20 protein-coding genes are annotated in these 15,165 nt (G+C 54.4%); 9 read left to right on the forward strand and 11 right to left on the reverse strand.

Annotated features, from left to right (window positions below):
• The first annotated feature begins 107 nt into the window (after positions 1-107).
• Both pmrA and pmrB read left to right on the forward strand, forming a co-directional pair.
• Entirely contained in the window at positions 108-770 is a 663-nt protein-coding gene (gene pmrA / locus AC4ICF_RS20485) for a two-component system response regulator PmrA (protein ID WP_028014555.1), read from the forward strand.
• Positions 767-1,810: a two-component system sensor histidine kinase PmrB gene (pmrB, locus tag AC4ICF_RS20490; RefSeq protein WP_163329750.1), complete on the forward strand. Its 1,044-nt coding sequence runs from the start codon at positions 767-769 to the stop codon at positions 1,808-1,810. Before pmrA ends, pmrB begins: the two co-directional genes overlap by 4 nt.
• Positions 1,811-1,844: 34 nt before the next feature.
• Here pmrB and cgtA read toward each other — a convergent pair whose 3' ends face one another.
• From cgtA to rplU, 4 genes are all read right to left on the reverse strand, one after another.
• Positions 1,845-3,017 carry an Obg family GTPase CgtA gene (cgtA, locus tag AC4ICF_RS20495; RefSeq protein WP_014885381.1) on the reverse strand — a complete coding sequence of 391 codons (1,173 nt, stop codon included), beginning with the start codon at positions 3,015-3,017 and terminating at the stop codon, positions 1,845-1,847.
• Positions 3,018-3,032: 15 nt separating this feature from the next.
• Positions 3,033-3,998 carry a DMT family transporter gene (locus tag AC4ICF_RS20500; RefSeq protein ID WP_116343508.1) on the reverse strand — a complete coding sequence of 322 codons (966 nt, stop codon included), beginning with the start codon at positions 3,996-3,998 and terminating at the stop codon, positions 3,033-3,035.
• Positions 3,999-4,093: 95 nt separating this feature from the next.
• Positions 4,094-4,351, reverse strand: coding sequence for a 50S ribosomal protein L27 (gene rpmA, locus AC4ICF_RS20505; RefSeq protein ID WP_004385076.1), 258 nt, complete (start codon positions 4,349-4,351; stop codon positions 4,094-4,096).
• A 19-nt stretch (positions 4,352-4,370) separates the two neighbouring features.
• A complete protein-coding gene (gene rplU / locus AC4ICF_RS20510; protein WP_003025032.1) occupies positions 4,371-4,682 on the reverse strand; it encodes a 50S ribosomal protein L21 in 312 nt (103 codons plus the stop codon).
• Between the two features lie 257 nt (positions 4,683-4,939).
• Between rplU and ispB the strand changes: the two genes are divergently transcribed.
• Both ispB and sfsB read left to right on the forward strand, forming a co-directional pair.
• Complete coding sequence (ispB, locus tag AC4ICF_RS20515) at positions 4,940-5,911, forward strand: octaprenyl diphosphate synthase (protein ID WP_028014558.1); 972 nt, start codon at positions 4,940-4,942, stop codon at positions 5,909-5,911.
• A gap of 229 nt (positions 5,912-6,140) precedes the next feature.
• The gene (gene sfsB, locus AC4ICF_RS20520) at positions 6,141-6,428 is read left to right on the forward strand and encodes a DNA-binding transcriptional regulator SfsB (RefSeq protein WP_061096952.1); all 288 of its coding nucleotides are present in this window, start codon (positions 6,141-6,143) and stop codon (positions 6,426-6,428) included.
• 61 nt (positions 6,429-6,489) lie between these two features.
• On the opposite strand, the gene murA is transcribed toward sfsB, so the two are convergent.
• The 7 genes from murA to mlaF form a co-directional block, all read right to left on the reverse strand.
• Positions 6,490-7,749: a UDP-N-acetylglucosamine 1-carboxyvinyltransferase gene (gene murA, locus AC4ICF_RS20525; protein WP_028014560.1), complete on the reverse strand. Its 1,260-nt coding sequence runs from the start codon at positions 7,747-7,749 to the stop codon at positions 6,490-6,492.
• 51 nt (positions 7,750-7,800) lie between these two features.
• Positions 7,801-8,055, reverse strand: a complete 255-nt coding sequence (ibaG, locus tag AC4ICF_RS20530) for a BolA family iron metabolism protein IbaG (protein ID WP_008501458.1) — start codon at positions 8,053-8,055, stop codon at positions 7,801-7,803.
• Between the two features lie 126 nt (positions 8,056-8,181).
• A complete protein-coding gene (mlaB, locus tag AC4ICF_RS20535; protein ID WP_316379849.1) occupies positions 8,182-8,475 on the reverse strand; it encodes a lipid asymmetry maintenance protein MlaB in 294 nt (97 codons plus the stop codon).
• On the reverse strand, positions 8,475-9,110 hold the full coding sequence (gene mlaC / locus AC4ICF_RS20540) for a phospholipid-binding protein MlaC (RefSeq protein WP_061096951.1): 636 nt from the start codon (positions 9,108-9,110) through the stop codon (positions 8,475-8,477). The genes mlaB and mlaC overlap by 1 nt, the downstream gene beginning before the upstream one ends.
• Before the next feature lie 17 nt (positions 9,111-9,127).
• Positions 9,128-9,676, reverse strand: a complete 549-nt coding sequence (mlaD, locus tag AC4ICF_RS20545; RefSeq protein ID WP_041911946.1) for an outer membrane lipid asymmetry maintenance protein MlaD — start codon at positions 9,674-9,676, stop codon at positions 9,128-9,130.
• Positions 9,677-9,680: 4 nt separating this feature from the next.
• A complete protein-coding gene (gene mlaE / locus AC4ICF_RS20550; RefSeq protein WP_028014564.1) occupies positions 9,681-10,463 on the reverse strand; it encodes a lipid asymmetry maintenance ABC transporter permease subunit MlaE in 783 nt (260 codons plus the stop codon).
• A gap of 7 nt (positions 10,464-10,470) precedes the next feature.
• Complete coding sequence (gene mlaF, locus AC4ICF_RS20555; RefSeq protein WP_116343511.1) at positions 10,471-11,283, reverse strand: phospholipid ABC transporter ATP-binding protein MlaF; 813 nt, start codon at positions 11,281-11,283, stop codon at positions 10,471-10,473.
• 227 nt (positions 11,284-11,510) lie between these two features.
• Here mlaF and AC4ICF_RS20560 point away from each other — a divergent pair, with 227 nt between their 5' ends.
• From AC4ICF_RS20560 to lptA, 5 genes are read left to right on the forward strand one after another with little or no spacing between them, the layout of a single operon-like run.
• Positions 11,511-12,488 (forward strand): calcium/sodium antiporter, encoded by a 978-nt coding sequence (locus tag AC4ICF_RS20560; protein WP_028014566.1) that lies wholly within the window; start codon positions 11,511-11,513, stop codon positions 12,486-12,488.
• Between the two features lie 13 nt (positions 12,489-12,501).
• Positions 12,502-13,488, forward strand: a complete 987-nt coding sequence (gene kdsD, locus AC4ICF_RS20565) for an arabinose-5-phosphate isomerase KdsD (RefSeq protein WP_163329752.1) — start codon at positions 12,502-12,504, stop codon at positions 13,486-13,488.
• Between the two features lie 14 nt (positions 13,489-13,502).
• Positions 13,503-14,069: a 3-deoxy-manno-octulosonate-8-phosphatase KdsC gene (gene kdsC, locus AC4ICF_RS20570; protein ID WP_491466129.1), complete on the forward strand. Its 567-nt coding sequence runs from the start codon at positions 13,503-13,505 to the stop codon at positions 14,067-14,069.
• Positions 14,066-14,641 carry an LPS export ABC transporter periplasmic protein LptC gene (gene lptC / locus AC4ICF_RS20575; RefSeq protein WP_028014568.1) on the forward strand — a complete coding sequence of 192 codons (576 nt, stop codon included), beginning with the start codon at positions 14,066-14,068 and terminating at the stop codon, positions 14,639-14,641. Before kdsC ends, lptC begins: the two co-directional genes overlap by 4 nt.
• Complete coding sequence (gene lptA, locus AC4ICF_RS20580; RefSeq protein ID WP_028014569.1) at positions 14,610-15,164, forward strand: lipopolysaccharide ABC transporter substrate-binding protein LptA; 555 nt, start codon at positions 14,610-14,612, stop codon at positions 15,162-15,164. The genes lptC and lptA overlap by 32 nt, the downstream gene beginning before the upstream one ends.
• The last annotated feature ends 1 nt before the right edge of the window (position 15,165 follow it).

Consider the following 15,165-nt stretch of genomic DNA (forward strand, 5'->3'; position numbering starts at 1 on the left):
TAATTAGGATTTAATTAAGATTAATGATGCAAAATCGTGCGTGCGCCTGTGCACCGCTTTCTGCCATAATCATGACATCGCAAGGATACTGGACCGAACAAACAGAGATGAAACTCCTTATAGTTGAAGACGATCTGTTATTACAGGAAGGACTGGCGCTGGGGCTGGCCAATGAGGGCTATGCCCTGGACTGTGCTGGCACCGCAGCAGAGGCGGATGCCTTGATCCAGAGCGGCGAATACAGCCTGGTGATCCTTGATTTAGGTTTGCCGGACAAAGACGGCGCGACGCTGCTTACCCAGTGGCGTCGCCGCGGCATCGCCAATCCGGTGTTGATCCTGACCGCACGCGACGCCATTGAAGATCGTATTACCGGCCTTGATGCTGGTGCCGATGATTACCTGGTGAAGCCCTTTGCGCTCGCAGAACTTCAGGCTCGGGTGAGAGCGTTAATACGCCGTTATCAGGGCCATAGTGATAACTTACTAACCGACGGGGACATTACCCTGAATCTGCAAACCCAGCAGGTCCTTCGCCAGTCCCAGCCCGTTGAAGTCACACCAAAAGAGTTCGCCTTGCTCACGCGTTTGATCATGCGAAGCGGACAAACGGTACACAGAGAAACCCTTCAGCAGGATATCTACTCCTGGCAGGACGATCCGGGGTCAAATACCCTCGAAGTCCACATCCATAACCTGCGTCGTAAGCTCGGCAAAGACCGGATTAAAACCGTCCGCGGCGTTGGCTACCGTCTGGAGAGCCAGAAATGAACAGCATGCGTCGGCGATTAATGGTGTTGCTGGCGGTCATTCTGTTATTTTTCCAGCTGATAAGCGTCATTTGGTTGTGGCATGAAAGCCGGGAGCAGATTGGCTTTCTGGTGAACGAAACGCTGTCGGCAAAATCACGCAACAACCACGTCGAGAAAGAGATCCGCGAAGCGATTGCCTCGCTGCTGGTTCCTTCTCTGGTGATGGTTGGCTTTACGCTGTTTTTCTCGTTCTGGGCGGTCACCTGGATAACCCGGCCGCTGAACAAACTGCGCGTGAGCCTGGCTAATCGTTCGGCGGATAATTTAACCCCGCTTCCTATGTATTCCGACATGGAAGAAATCGGCGCCGTGACCACCTCGCTCAATCAGCTGCTCGCCAGGCTGGACAGTACCATCCAGCAGGAGCGTCTCTTCACGGCGGACGCCGCCCACGAACTGCGAACGCCCCTTGCCGGAATCAGACTTCATCTGGAGTTGATGGCGCAGTCAGGCTCCCCGCAGGCCACGGCGTTAATCAGCCGTATCGACCAGCTGATGCACACCGTTGAGCAACTGCTGATGCTGGCCCGTGCCGGCCAGGCGATGGCGAGCGGCCACTATGAAACCATCAACTGGACGGACACGATCATCACGCCTCTTGGTCTTGAGCATGAAGCCAAAGCGCATACGGTGATATGGCCGGACAAAAGTGCGCTCACGGTACAGGGAGACGCGGTACTGCTGCGGCTGATGCTGCGCAACCTGCTGGAGAATGCCGGGCGTTACAGCCCGACAGGCACCACGATTACCGTAACGCTTACCGAGGCCGAAGGCGGTACGCAGCTCAGCGTTATCGATCAAGGGCCAGGTATCGACGAAGCGCACCGACAGTCGATCACGGAGCCGTTCCGTCGCCTCGATCAGCGTTACGGCGGCAGCGGCCTGGGCCTGAGTATCGTACAGCGCATCCTGCAGCTTCATCACGGTAAGCTGATGCTGGAGAATGGCGCTGAAGGCGGCCTGATAGCAAGCTGCTGGCTGCCCTCAACGCTGGAATGAAAAAAGCCCCCTGGATGGGGGCTTCGGACAGATATTAGTGCTTGTAGATGAACTCGACGCCTTCTTCGTCATCTTCATCCCAGTCATCGTCCCAGTCGTCTTCCTCTTCCGCTTCCAGCTCTTCGAGCTGCTGGCGGTGGTAGTCATCCCACATGAATTCGACTTTTTCTGGCTGTTTCGCTTCTTCAGCCTGAACGACCGGGTTCTCGATGATGAAGGTCATCACATCCCAGCAGAGATCTTTCACGCCAACCTGGCTTGCCGCGGAGATAAGGTAGTATTTATCTTCCCAGCCCATCGCTTCAGCAATCGCTTTGGCTTTCGCTTCGGCTTCCGCTTTGTCCATCAGGTCGATCTTGTTGAAGACCAGCCAGCGTGGTTTACTCGCCAGTTTTTCGCTGTATTTTTCCAGCTCGCCGATGATAATGCGGGCGTTCTCTACCGGATCGGAACCATCGATTGGATCGATATCAATGAGGTGCAGCAGGACGCGGCAGCGCTCAAGGTGCTTCAGGAAGCGAATACCCAGACCAGCCCCTTCTGCAGCGCCTTCGATCAGGCCAGGGATATCAGCCACGACGAAGCTCTTTTCGTTATCCATACGGACAACGCCGAGGCTTGGCACCAGCGTGGTAAACGGATAGTCCGCCACTTTTGGTTTCGCCGCAGAGACAGCACGAATAAACGTCGATTTACCGGCGTTTGGCATACCCAGCATGCCCACGTCTGCCAGAAGCATCAGCTCCAGCTGCAGATCGCGCTTATCGCCCGGTGTACCCATCGTTTTCTGGCGCGGGGTACGGTTAACGGAAGATTTGAAACGGCTGTTGCCCAGACCGTGCCAGCCGCCTTTTGCGACCATCAGGCGCTGACCGTGCTTGGTCATATCACCCATGGTTTCACCGGTGCCCTGATCGATAACGCGCGTACCGACCGGAACCTTAATGGTCACGTCTTTACCGCGTTTACCGGTACAGTCACGGCTCTGGCCGTTCTGGCCGCGTTCAGCGCGGAAGGATTTTTCGAAGCGGTAGTCGATCAGCGTGTTGAGGTTTTCATCCGCCTCCAGCCACACGTCACCACCATCGCCACCGTCACCGCCGTCAGGGCCGCCACGAGGAATATATTTTTCACGGCGGAAGCTTACACAACCGTTACCGCCATCACCTGCCACGACCAGAATCGTCGCTTCATCAACAAACTTCATTTTACTCTCCGTAACTCATTCGCCTGAGCGGGGGACTACTACGACCGCTTCATTTTTGCGCCAACGTCCCCAAAGACGATGACCAATGGCGGAATACATCGCGCCCGCAACCACGACAAACGCACCGAGATAGCCCAACAGGTTGAGCATCGGTCTGACGAAGACATCGGGCCAGGCCATTGATAACAAATCTGAAAATAACAGCGTAAACAGCGGGGTAAGCGTGATCAACGCGCTCACCTGTGCTGCCTGCCAGCGCGCCATCGCTTCCGCCAGCGCGCCATAACCGACCAGCGTGTTAAGCCCACAAAAAATGAGGCACGCCAGTTGCCAGTCGCTCAGCTGGGCAATGACGCCCGGCTTCGCTAACGGCAATAATGCCACTGTACACAAAGTGTACAGCAAAAAAAGGATCTGCTGTGAGGCCAGGCGACGCAATAACACCTTTTGCGCGACGCCATAGCTCACCCAGACCGTTGCTGCTCCCACGCCGAAGATCACGCCCCAGGTGTAGTCCGTAAGCCGGGTAAAAATCTCGATCAGGCTGGTGTTGAAAAACATCACCAGACCACAAAGCAGCATGGTTGCCCCGATAATCTGCGTCCCGCGCATCTTCTCTTTGAGGATGAACACGCTGGCAACCATCATACCCACGGGTGAAAGCTGGCCAATCACCTGAGACGCTGTAGGGCTTAAATACTGCAGGGAAGAGCTGAACAGGATGAAGTTACCGAACAGACCGCCCGTCGCAATGGCCAGTAACACCAGCCAGCGAGGTTTACGGAAGAGTCGCAACGGTGGAAGCTTACCTTTAATTGCAAGGATGGTCCCGAGACCGATGCTTGCCATCAGAAAGCGATAAAAGACCACCGTAGGCGGCTCCATCACTTCCAGTACCTGCTTCATTGCAATTGGCAGCGCACCCCAGCACATTGCGGTCGTGAGCGCCAAAAGAATACCAATGCCGGCCTGCTGCTTCATGCCCGTTTTCCCTACAGAAAATTTTCCGGGTTTCCAATGTAAAAAGCCCCGCAACACGTTGCGGGGCTTTAATCCGTTACCGGACCGAGAAAACCTTACTCAGCAACGATGCTGATGTATTTACGGTTGTTCGGGCCTTTAACTTCAAATTTCACTTTACCGTCTGCTTTAGCAAACAGAGTGTGGTCACGACCGCAACCTACGTTGTTGCCAGCGTGGAATTTGGTACCACGTTGACGAACGATGATGCTACCCGCCAGAACGGATTCGCCACCGAAACGCTTAACGCCAAGACGTTTAGCTTCTGAATCGCGACCGTTACGTGTGGAGCCGCCAGCCTTTTTATGTGCCATTTAAATCTCTCCTCAGGTCTTAGGCGCTGATGCCAGTAATTTTCACATCAGTGAACCACTGACGGTGGCCCTGCTGCTTACGGTAGTGTTTACGACGACGAAACTTAACGATTTTAACTTTCTCGCCACGACCGTGTGCAACAACTTCAGCTTTGATAACGCCGCCATCAACGAAAGGAACGCCGATTTTGACTTCTTCACCGTTTGCGATCATCAGAACTTCTGCGAACTCAACAGATTCGCCAGTTGCGATGTCCAGCTTTTCCAGGCGAACGGTCTGACCTTCGCTTACTCGGTGTTGTTTACCACCACTTTGGAAAACCGCGTACATATAAACTCCGCTTCCGCGCACGTCCTCGTATGAATCAGAGTGCGCTATAAATATTCACAATAGGGCGCGAATATTACGCAAAACGCGAGCCTTTGACAAGTGCTACCGTCAATACATGAAGAAAAAAAACACAACACGTACGGTAACGTTTATCTGAGCCGTTTTTTCAGTACAATCAGCACTACTATTGATAAACCGAAACCCTTCGTTACCCCATTGAAGATGGGATCAACAGGATAAAAAGCCCGGCTTTTGCGATGAATTTAGAAAAAATCAACGAGTTAACCGCGCAAGATATGGCGGGTGTAAATGCAGCAATCCTGGAGCAACTCAACTCTGACGTTCAGCTGATCAATCAGTTGGGCTATTACATTGTCAGCGGCGGCGGTAAACGCATTCGCCCGATGATTGCCATTCTGGCTGCCAGAGCCGTTGGCTATCAGGGAAATGCCCACGTGACGATCGCCGCGCTGATTGAATTTATTCACACCGCGACGCTTCTGCATGACGATGTTGTGGATGAATCCGATATGCGTCGTGGCAAAGCCACGGCAAACGCAGCCTTCGGGAACGCCGCCAGCGTTCTGGTCGGGGACTTTATTTATACCCGCGCCTTCCAGATGATGACCAGCCTCGGCTCTCTGAAAGTGCTGGAGGTGATGTCAGAAGCCGTCAACGTCATCGCTGAAGGCGAAGTGCTGCAGCTGATGAACGTCAATGATCCGGATATCACCGAAGAAAACTACATGCGCGTTATCTACAGCAAAACAGCGCGCCTGTTTGAAGCGGCCGCCCAGTGCTCCGGCATTCTGGCTGGCTGTTCCGAGGCGCAGGAAAAAGGATTGCAGGACTATGGACGCTATCTGGGCACTGCGTTCCAGCTAATTGATGATTTGCTGGACTACAGCGCGGACGGCGAAACGCTCGGCAAAAACGTTGGCGATGACCTGAACGAAGGAAAACCGACCCTGCCGCTCCTTCACGCGATGCGCAACGGAACGGCCGACCAGGCGAAAATGATCCGTGAGGCGATCGAACAGGGAAATGGTCGCCATCTTCTGGAACCTGTACTGGAAACGATGGCAATCTGCGGCTCACTGGAATGGACCCGTCAGCGTGCTGAAGAAGAGGCTGACAAAGCCATCGAAGCTCTCCAGGTTATTCCAGACAGCCCATGGCGCGATGCGCTGATCGGTCTTGCCCACATCGCTGTTCAGCGCGACCGTTAATCTTGCCCCACCTCCCCGCTCCCATTGCGGGGAGGTTCAAAAACGCACCAGTAAATTCCGTATTCACGTAAATTCATCGGGTTAGAGTCCGCATGAATAAAGTCATGCCTTATTCTGAATATCCCTGCAAGTAACGCGAACTTTTTAGAACACGAATGTGAAATGGGTATAGTAAGCCAGTCGTTTCAGAAGAAACGGCGTAGGTGAATCCGAACTTAAGGACAGCGTTATGGATACGAAATTTATCGACTGGCATACGGCAGATATCATTGCGGCACTGCGCAAAAGAGGTACGTCACTTGCAGCAGAGTCCCGCCGCCATGGTCTGAGTTCTTCCACCCTGGCCAACGCCCTGACCCGCCCCTGGCCAAAGGGAGAATTAATTATCGCGACGGCGCTGGAAACGCACCCGTGGGTGATCTGGCCTTCACGCTATCACGATCCAGTTACTCATGAATTTATCGACAGAACGCGCATGATGCGCCAGAGAAAAGTAAAAACAGAACCGCAGGAATAACGGTTTTTGTGACAGGAATAGCAACCCCCCGGTCATTTCTGGCAGGGGGCTGCCGGAACGATTACTCGCCCTTCACACGCTCGATATTGGCACCCAGCGCGCGCAGTTTGTCTTCGATACGTTCATAGCCACGATCGATGTGATAAATACGATCCACCACCGTAGTGCCTTCCGCGATACAGCCCGCCAGCACCAGGCTTGCAGACGCACGCAGATCTGTTGCCATTACCTGAGCACCGGACAGTTTCTCAACACCGTGGCAAATCACGGTGTTACTTTCGATCTCAGCATGTGCACCCATACGGATCAGTTCCGGGACGTGCATAAAGCGGTTCTCGAAAATAGTCTCGGTGATCACACCGGTACCTTCCGCCACCAGGTTCAGCAGGGTGAACTGTGCCTGCATATCGGTCGGGAATGCCGGATGCGGCGCCGTACGCACGGTTACCGCTTTCGGACGCTTGCCGTGCATATCGAGGCTGATCCAGTCTTCACCGGTTTCAACATCGGCACCCGCTTCACGCAGTTTCGCCAGCACCGCATCCAGGGTATCTGGCTGCGCGTTGCGACATACAATTTTACCGCCAGAGATCGCCGCAGCCACCAGGAAGGTGCCGGTTTCGATACGGTCCGGCAGAACGCGATACACACCACCGCCCAGACGCTCAACGCCTTCGATGGTGATGCGGTCAGTACCCTGGCCGGAGATCTTCGCGCCCAGCGCCACGAGGAAGTTGGCGGTATCCACGATCTCCGGTTCACGCGCGGCGTTTTCGATGATGGTGGTACCTTCCGCCAGCGTCGCTGCAGACATAATGGTGACAGTAGCGCCAACGCTCACTTTGTCCATGACAATGTGCGCGCCTTTCAGACGGCCATTGACGGAGGCCTTAACGTAACCTTCTTCCAGCTTGATCTCTGCACCCAGTTTCTCCAGGCCAAAGATATGCAGGTCAACCGGACGCGCGCCGATAGCGCAGCCGCCCGGCAGAGAAACCTGACCCTGACCGAAACGCGCCACCAGCGGGCCAAGCGCCCAGATAGAAGCACGCATGGTTTTCACCAGATCGTAAGGCGCAGAGAAGTTGTTCACGTTGCTGGCGTCAATCCAGACGGAACCGTTGCGCTCAACTTTAGTGCCCAGCTGGGTGAGCAACTTCATGGTGGTGTCGATATCTTTCAGCTTCGGTACGTTCTGAATTTCTACCGGCTCTTCCGCGAGCAGCGCAGCAAAGAGGATTGGCAGCGCGGCGTTTTTCGCGCCAGAAATTGTGACTTCGCCCTGGAGACGCGTTGGCCCCTGTACACGAAATTTATCCATTGATGTGCTCTCTTATAAATTCAACCGTGCTGCGGGCCTGTAGCCCTCAGCTCAAAAACCGTTTAGTTTGCGATCGCGTGCCCACTCTTGCGGGGTGAACGCTTTAATCGACAGGGCGTGGATGCGGTTATCCGCAATATATTCCATCAGCGGCGCGTACACAGCCTGCTGCTTCTTCACACGGCTCATACCGTCGAACATCTCACCCACAGCAATAACCTGGAAGTGACTGCCATCGCCAGTGACGTGGGCTTCCTGAAGGGAGAGTGCATTCATCAGCACTGTCTGGATTTCATGATTTTCCATGGGCTCTTAATCATCTGATAGTGAAAACAAGCCCAACATCTTAGAGCAAAGTGGCGTCGTCTTAAACAAGCAAAAAGCCCCGACGATGAAACTGTCAGGGCTTTCGGAAGTAACGCACTGAAAATATTAACGAGGCAGTACGTCCTGAGGCAGATTGTAGAGTTGCGCAAGGGTAACGACATTCTCGCTCGCGCCATGAAGCATGACGCTTGTTCCCTGCTTTTTCCCCACGGCAACCAGATGGGCAAGCAGCGCAACGCCTGCCGTATCCACCCGCGTGACGTCGGTTAAGTCGATAAGCGTCACGCCCTGCATCGCTTCATGACGTTTGTCCCACAGCGGGTTCAGCAGATCCTGGTCCAGTTCACCGGACAGCTTTAACGTCTCACCTTCACGCGACCAGCGGAGTTGCTGCGACATTACTTCTTCTCGTCCAGAGTAATTTTCTGACGAGAAATAGACTGCAGCTGTGCGGTCAGGCCATCAATGCCCTTGGTGCGCAGCAGGTCGCTCCACTCGTTCTGTTTAGTGGTGATCATGCTCACCCCTTCGGCGATCATGTCATACGCCTGCCAGTGGCCGGTCTGGCTATTTTTACGCCACTGGAAATCCAGACGCACCGGCGGACGGCCGTTAGGATCGTTGATCGTCACGCGGATAGGGATGATGGTGGCATCGCCCAGCGGCTGCTCTGGCGCAATCTGATAGGTCTGACCGTGGTACATCGCCAGCGCCTGGCCGTAGGCCTGTTTCAGGTATTCACGGAATGCGGCAAAGTAGGCTTCACGCTGCGCAGGCGTCGCATCTTTGTAATAACGCCCCAGCACCAGCGCTCCCGCATATTTGATCTGCACATACGGCAGCAGTTCCTGGTCAACCACGTCACGCAGATAATCAGGATTCGCGCGAATTTTTGGCTGTTCGTTTTTGAGACGGTCGAAGGTTTTCTTCGCAGCTTCGTCCATCAGTTTATACGGGTTGCTCTGATCCGCAGCATGTGCCGCAGTGAGAGGGGCAATGACCAGCATGGCAACCATTAACAGTCGTTTAAACATGAATGACTTCTCCTGAATTAATTCGCAGCACCAGGGGTCGGCGCAACGTTGGTATGGTCTTCACTCTGCGCAGGGGCATCGTCAGACTTTTTATCATCCCCTTTACTGTTGTAAAGGAACTGACCAATCATATCCTCCAGTACCATCGCGGACTTCGTATCCTGGATAACGCTACCGTCTTTAAGGATAGTCGTTCCCAGCTCGGGGTCTTCAAAGCCCACGTTAAGTGCCAGATATTGTTCGCCCAGCAGGCCGGAAGTACGGATAGAAAGGGAGCTGGTGTCCGGAATGTGGTTGTAACGTTCTTCGATATCCATCGCGACGCGCGGCAGATACGTTTTTTCATCAAGCGTAATGTCAGATACGCGGCCTATCACCACACCGCCAATGCGGACCGGCGAACGTGCCTTCAGCCCACCGATGTTGTCGAAGGTGGCATAGATACGATACGTCGGCTCAGTGCGTACTGAGGTGATATCTGCCGCTCGCAGGCAGATAAAGAGTGCCGCCAGCAGCGCCAGCAGCAGGAACACGCCGACCCAAATTTCATTTTTTCTCGTTTGCATGAACTCAATTCCCAAACATCAGTGCGGTGAGCACAAAATCCAGACCCAGTACGGCCAGCGACGAATGTACGACTGTACGTGTAGTTGCACGGCTAATGCCCGCCGACGTCGGGATGGCATCGTAACCATTGAACAATGCAATCCAGGTGACCGTAATGGCAAATACCACGCTTTTAATCAGGCAGTTAACCAGATCCATGCGCAGGTCGATGGCGTCCTGCATCGCGGACCAGAAGAAACCGGCATCAATGCCTTTCCAGTGGACCCCAACCAGCGAGCCGCCCCAGATACCCACGGCGACAAACAGAATAGTCAGTAGCGGCAGCGAGATCACCCCCGCCCAGAAACGCGGCGAGATCACGCGACGCAGCGGATCGACCGCCATCATCTCCATGCTGGAGAGCTGCTCGGTGGCACGCATCAGGCCAATCTCAGCCGTTAATGCTGACCCTGCGCGCCCGGCGAACAGCAGCGCAGCCACAACCGGCCCCAGCTCGCGTAAAAGCGAGAGCGCCACCAGCATCCCGAGGCTGGTTTCCGCACTGTAGGTTGTCAGGACGAGGTAGCCCTGCAGCCCCAGCACCATGCCAATAAACAGACCGGAAACAATAATGATGAGCATCGACAGCACGCCGACATTATAAAGCTGACGCACCAGCAGAGGGGCGTGCTTGCTAAACTCCGGCTTGCCGACCAGCGCGTTGAATAACATCAATCCGGCACGCCCGAACGTCCTGATGGTTTTTATGCCACGGTGTCCGAGAGCGGCCAACGCATTTAACAGCATGAGTGGCTTAACTCCCTATTCCCAGTAAATCGTCACGATAGTCGCCCGCCGGGTAGCGGAACGGTACGGGTCCGTCAGCAATACCGTCAAGGAACTGCCGCACGCGCGGATCGCAATTTTCCTGCAGCGCCTGAGCGCTACCGTGTGCGACGATCTTTTTGTCCGCCACGATATAGGCGTAATCGGCAATGCTCAATACTTCCGGTACATCGTGAGACACCACGATACAGGTGACGCCGAGCGCGCTGTTCAGTTCAGAGATGAGCTTTACCAGCACGCCCATCGTGATGGGATCCTGTCCGACAAACGGTTCGTCGAACATGATTAAATCGGGCTCTAATGCAATGGCTCGCGCCAGCGCGGCGCGGCGCGCCATCCCGCCGGACAGTTCCGAAGGCATCAGCTTCGCGGCCCCGCGCAACCCAACAGCTTCAAGCTTCATCATCACCGTGCTTTTCAGCAGTTCAGGCGGCAGGCTGGTATGCTCGCGCAGCGGATAGGCCACGTTATCAAAGACGTTCATGTCGGTGAACAACGCCCCCGATTGAAAGAGCATACTCATACGTTTGCGGACAGTATACAGGCGCGAGCGCGACATCTCCGGGACGTTTTCGCCATCGAAGAGGATTTCACCGCTATCCGGTGGGATCTGACCACCTATAAGGCGCAGGAGGGTCGTTTTACCGATCCCGGACGGCCCCATGATGGCGGTGATTTTGCCACGCGGTACGGTCAACGAAATATCATCGAATATCAGACGATTGCCACGTGAAAAACTCACACCGCGGACATCGACTAAATTCGCCATCGTTTGGCTCATTTATAGTTCCTTTCTTACCCTGCTCACGTTAAGGCGTACAGCCTGAATCAGCCCTTAACCCAGCATTTTTACAGAATATTAGCCGTTGAGGTTAGCGAAAGCTGGCATTTGTTTTACTTTTCCGGCGCATAAAGTCAAAATTAGGAATTCGTTACGCCTCAGACCGTATGCAGTCCAGCCATTCCCGCGCGATGGACCGACAAGTATACCTGAAGAAAGGACTTTTGATGCTTTTAGCAACAGCACTGTTAATTATTGGTTTACTGTTAGTGGTCTACAGTGCTGACCGTTTAGTCTTTGCTGCATCTATCCTGTGTCGCCTGACGGGCGTACCGCCTGTTGTCATCGGGATGACCGTGGTCAGCGTTGGCACATCACTTCCTGAAATCATCGTCTCCGTCTCGGCGTCGCTGCATGGTCAGTTAGACCTGGCAATTGGCACCGCGATTGGCTCTAACATCGTCAATATATTACTGATTTTAGGCCTTGCGGCACTTCTCCATCCATTTCGCGTGCATTCTGATGTTCTGCGCCGTGAATTGCCGCTAATGTTAGTCGTAAGCCTGCTGGCAGGGTGCGTATTTTATGACGGCGTACTGAGCTACAGCGACGGCATTTTCCTGCTGGCGCTGGCCGTCATCTGGCTGCTGTATAGTGTTAAAATTGCCCGCCAGGCGGAAAAGCAGGGTCAGGACAGCCTGACGCGTGAGCAGGTTGCCGAACTTCCGCGCGAAGGCACGCTACCGGTCGCCCTGCTCTGGCTTGGCGTCGCGCTGATCATCATGCCAATGGCAACGCGCATGGTCGTGGATAACGCGACGGTGCTGGCAAACTATTTTGCCATGAGCGAGCTGACGATCGGCCTGACGGTTATTGCTATCGGCACCAGCTTGCCTGAGCTGGCCACCGCCATTGCGGGGGCGCGTAAAGGGGAAGATGACATCGCCATTGGTAATATTATCGGTTCCAACATTTTCAATATCGCCATTGTGATGGGCCTGCCGGCCCTGATTACGCCAGGGCCCTTTAATCCCCTGGCGTTCTCGCGCGACTACGGCGTGATGTTATTGGTCAGCGTGATATTTGCCCTGCTTTGCTGGCGGCGGCAACGACAGATCGGCAAAGGCGCAGGCGCACTGCTGACGGGTGGATTTATCGTATGGATGGCGATGCTGTACTGGCTCTCGCCTCTTCTCTCTGGGTAAACGGAAACGCATTATGTCGCAAATAGAATTGCAGCCGGGTTTTGACTTTCAGAAAGCAGGCAAAGAGGTTCTGGAGATTGAACGTGAAGGTCTGGCGCAGTTAGATCAGTACATTAATCAGGATTTTAGTCTGGCATGTGAGAAGATGTTCTACTGTGCCGGCAAAGTCGTGGTGATGGGAATGGGTAAGTCCGGCCACATTGGACGCAAAATGGCAGCAACATTTGCCAGCACCGGAACCTCGTCTTTCTTTGTACACCCTGGGGAAGCCGCGCACGGCGATCTGGGGATGGTCACGCCGCAGGATGTCGTTATTGCGCTGTCCAACTCCGGGGAGTCCAATGAAATTCTGGCGCTGATCCCCGTACTGAAGCGACTGCAGGTCCCCCTGATTTGCATGACCAGCCGTCCGGAAAGTAGCATGGCGCGTGCGGCCGATATTCACCTGTGCGTTAAAGTACCGAAAGAGGCCTGTCCGCTGGGCCTGGCGCCGACGTCCAGCACAACTGCTGCGCTGGTCATGGGCGATGCCCTTGCCGTGGCGCTGCTCGAAGCCCGCGGTTTTACGCCGGAAGATTTCGCGCTTTCCCACCCGGGCGGCGCGCTGGGGCGCAAGCTGCTGCTGCGGGTAAACGATATTATGCACACCGGGGATGAGATCCCTCACGTCAGTAAAGAAGCCTCCCTGCGTGATGCGCTGTTGGAAATCACCCGCAAGAATCTGGGTATGACGGTCGTGTGCGACGATCTGATGAAAATTCAGGGGATCTTCACCGATGGCGACCTGCGTCGCGTGTTCGACATGGGTGTAGATGTCCGCACGCTTGGCATTGCCGACGTGATGACGCCCGGCGGCATCCGCGTGCGTCCGGGAACGTTAGCCGTGGATGTGCTGAACCTGATGCAGTCCCGCCATATCACCTCCGTTATGGTTGCCGATGGCGACCAGTTGCTGGGTGTGGTACATATGCATGATCTGCTGCGCGCTGGCGTAGTGTAATAAAGGATAAGACAATGAATAATGCGGGTGCATCCCTTGCAACCTGTTATGGTCCGGTCAGTACCCAGATGATGGCAAAGGCGGAAAACATTCGTCTGCTCATTCTGGATGTGGATGGCGTACTTTCCGATGGCCTGATTTACATGGGCAATAATGGTGAAGAGCTGAAAGCGTTTAACGTTCGCGACGGCTACGGTATCCGCTGTGCGCTCACTTCGGGTATCGAGGTTGCTATCATCACCGGACGAAAAGCTAAACTGGTAGAAGACCGCTGTGAAACCTTAGGGATTACCCATCTTTACCAGGGTCAATCCGATAAGATGGCAGCGTTCAACGATTTACTGGGTAAACTGGCTATCGCACCGGAGAACGTGGCTTACGTCGGGGACGATCTGATTGACTGGCCGGTGATGGCTAAAGTCGGTCTCAGCATCGCGGTTGCTGATGCTCACCCGTTACTGATCCCGCGCGCTGACTACGTTACCTGCATCAACGGTGGCCGGGGTGCCGTCCGTGAAGTCTGCGATCTGCTTCTGCTGGCGCAGGGCAAGCTTGATGAAGCCAAAGGGCAATCGATATGAGTAAAACCAGACGTTGGGTTATCATTCTGCTTTCGCTTGTCGCACTGGTATTGATTGGCGTGAACCTTGCCGATCGCGACGACACGCAAACGGAAGTGGTCAACAATAACGATCCAACCTATAAAAGCGATCACAGCGACACCGTGGTCTATAGCCCGGAAGGTGCGCTGAACTATCGCCTGATTGCCCAGCATGTTGAATACTTTTCCGATGACGGCGTTTCGTGGTTTACCCAACCTGTCATGACCACATTCGATAAAGACAAAGTGCCGACGTGGTCAATTAAGTCAGATCGGGCCAAACTGACAAATGATCGTATGCTTTATCTGTATGGCCACGTTGAAGTCAACGCCCTGACCGCTGACTCGCAACTGCGAAAAATTACGACGGATAATGCCCAGATCAACCTGGTAACCCAGGACGTGACGTCGCAGGATCTGGTCACACTGTATGGCACAACATTTAATTCCAGCGGTTTAAGAATGCGCGGGAACTTACGCAGCAAGAACGCCGAGCTGATTGAAAAGGTTAGAACCTCCTATGAAATTCAAAACAAACAAACTCAGCCTTAAAGTAATTATCGCCAGCGCGATGCTGGCGGCCAGTCTCCCCGCGCTTGCTGTAACGGGCGATACCGACCAGCCGATCCATATCGAGTCCGACACCCAGTCTCTCGATATGCAGGGTAACGTCGTTACCTTCACGGGTAACGTCGTCATGACGCAGGGCACCATCAAAATTAATGCCGATAAGGTGGTCGTTACCCGTCCGGGCGGCGAGCAGGGCAAAGAGATCATTGATGGCTACGGCAACCCGGCCACCTTCTACCAGATGCAGGACAACGGCAAGCCGGTGAAGGGCCACGCCTCGCATATGCACTATGAGCTGGCGAAGGATCTGGTCATCCTGACCGGAAACGCCTATCTGGAACAGCTGGACAGCAATATTACCGGTGACCAGATTACCTATCTGGTTAAAGAGCAAAAAATGCAGGCCTCCAGCGAGAAAGGCAAACGCGTAACCACCGTGCTGGTTCCGTCGCAGCTGCAGGACAAAGGCAAGGGCCAGGCCCCGGCACAGAAGAAGAGTAACTAAT

The organism is Enterobacter sp. ECC_219_Taxon_10 (assembly GCF_058354905.1).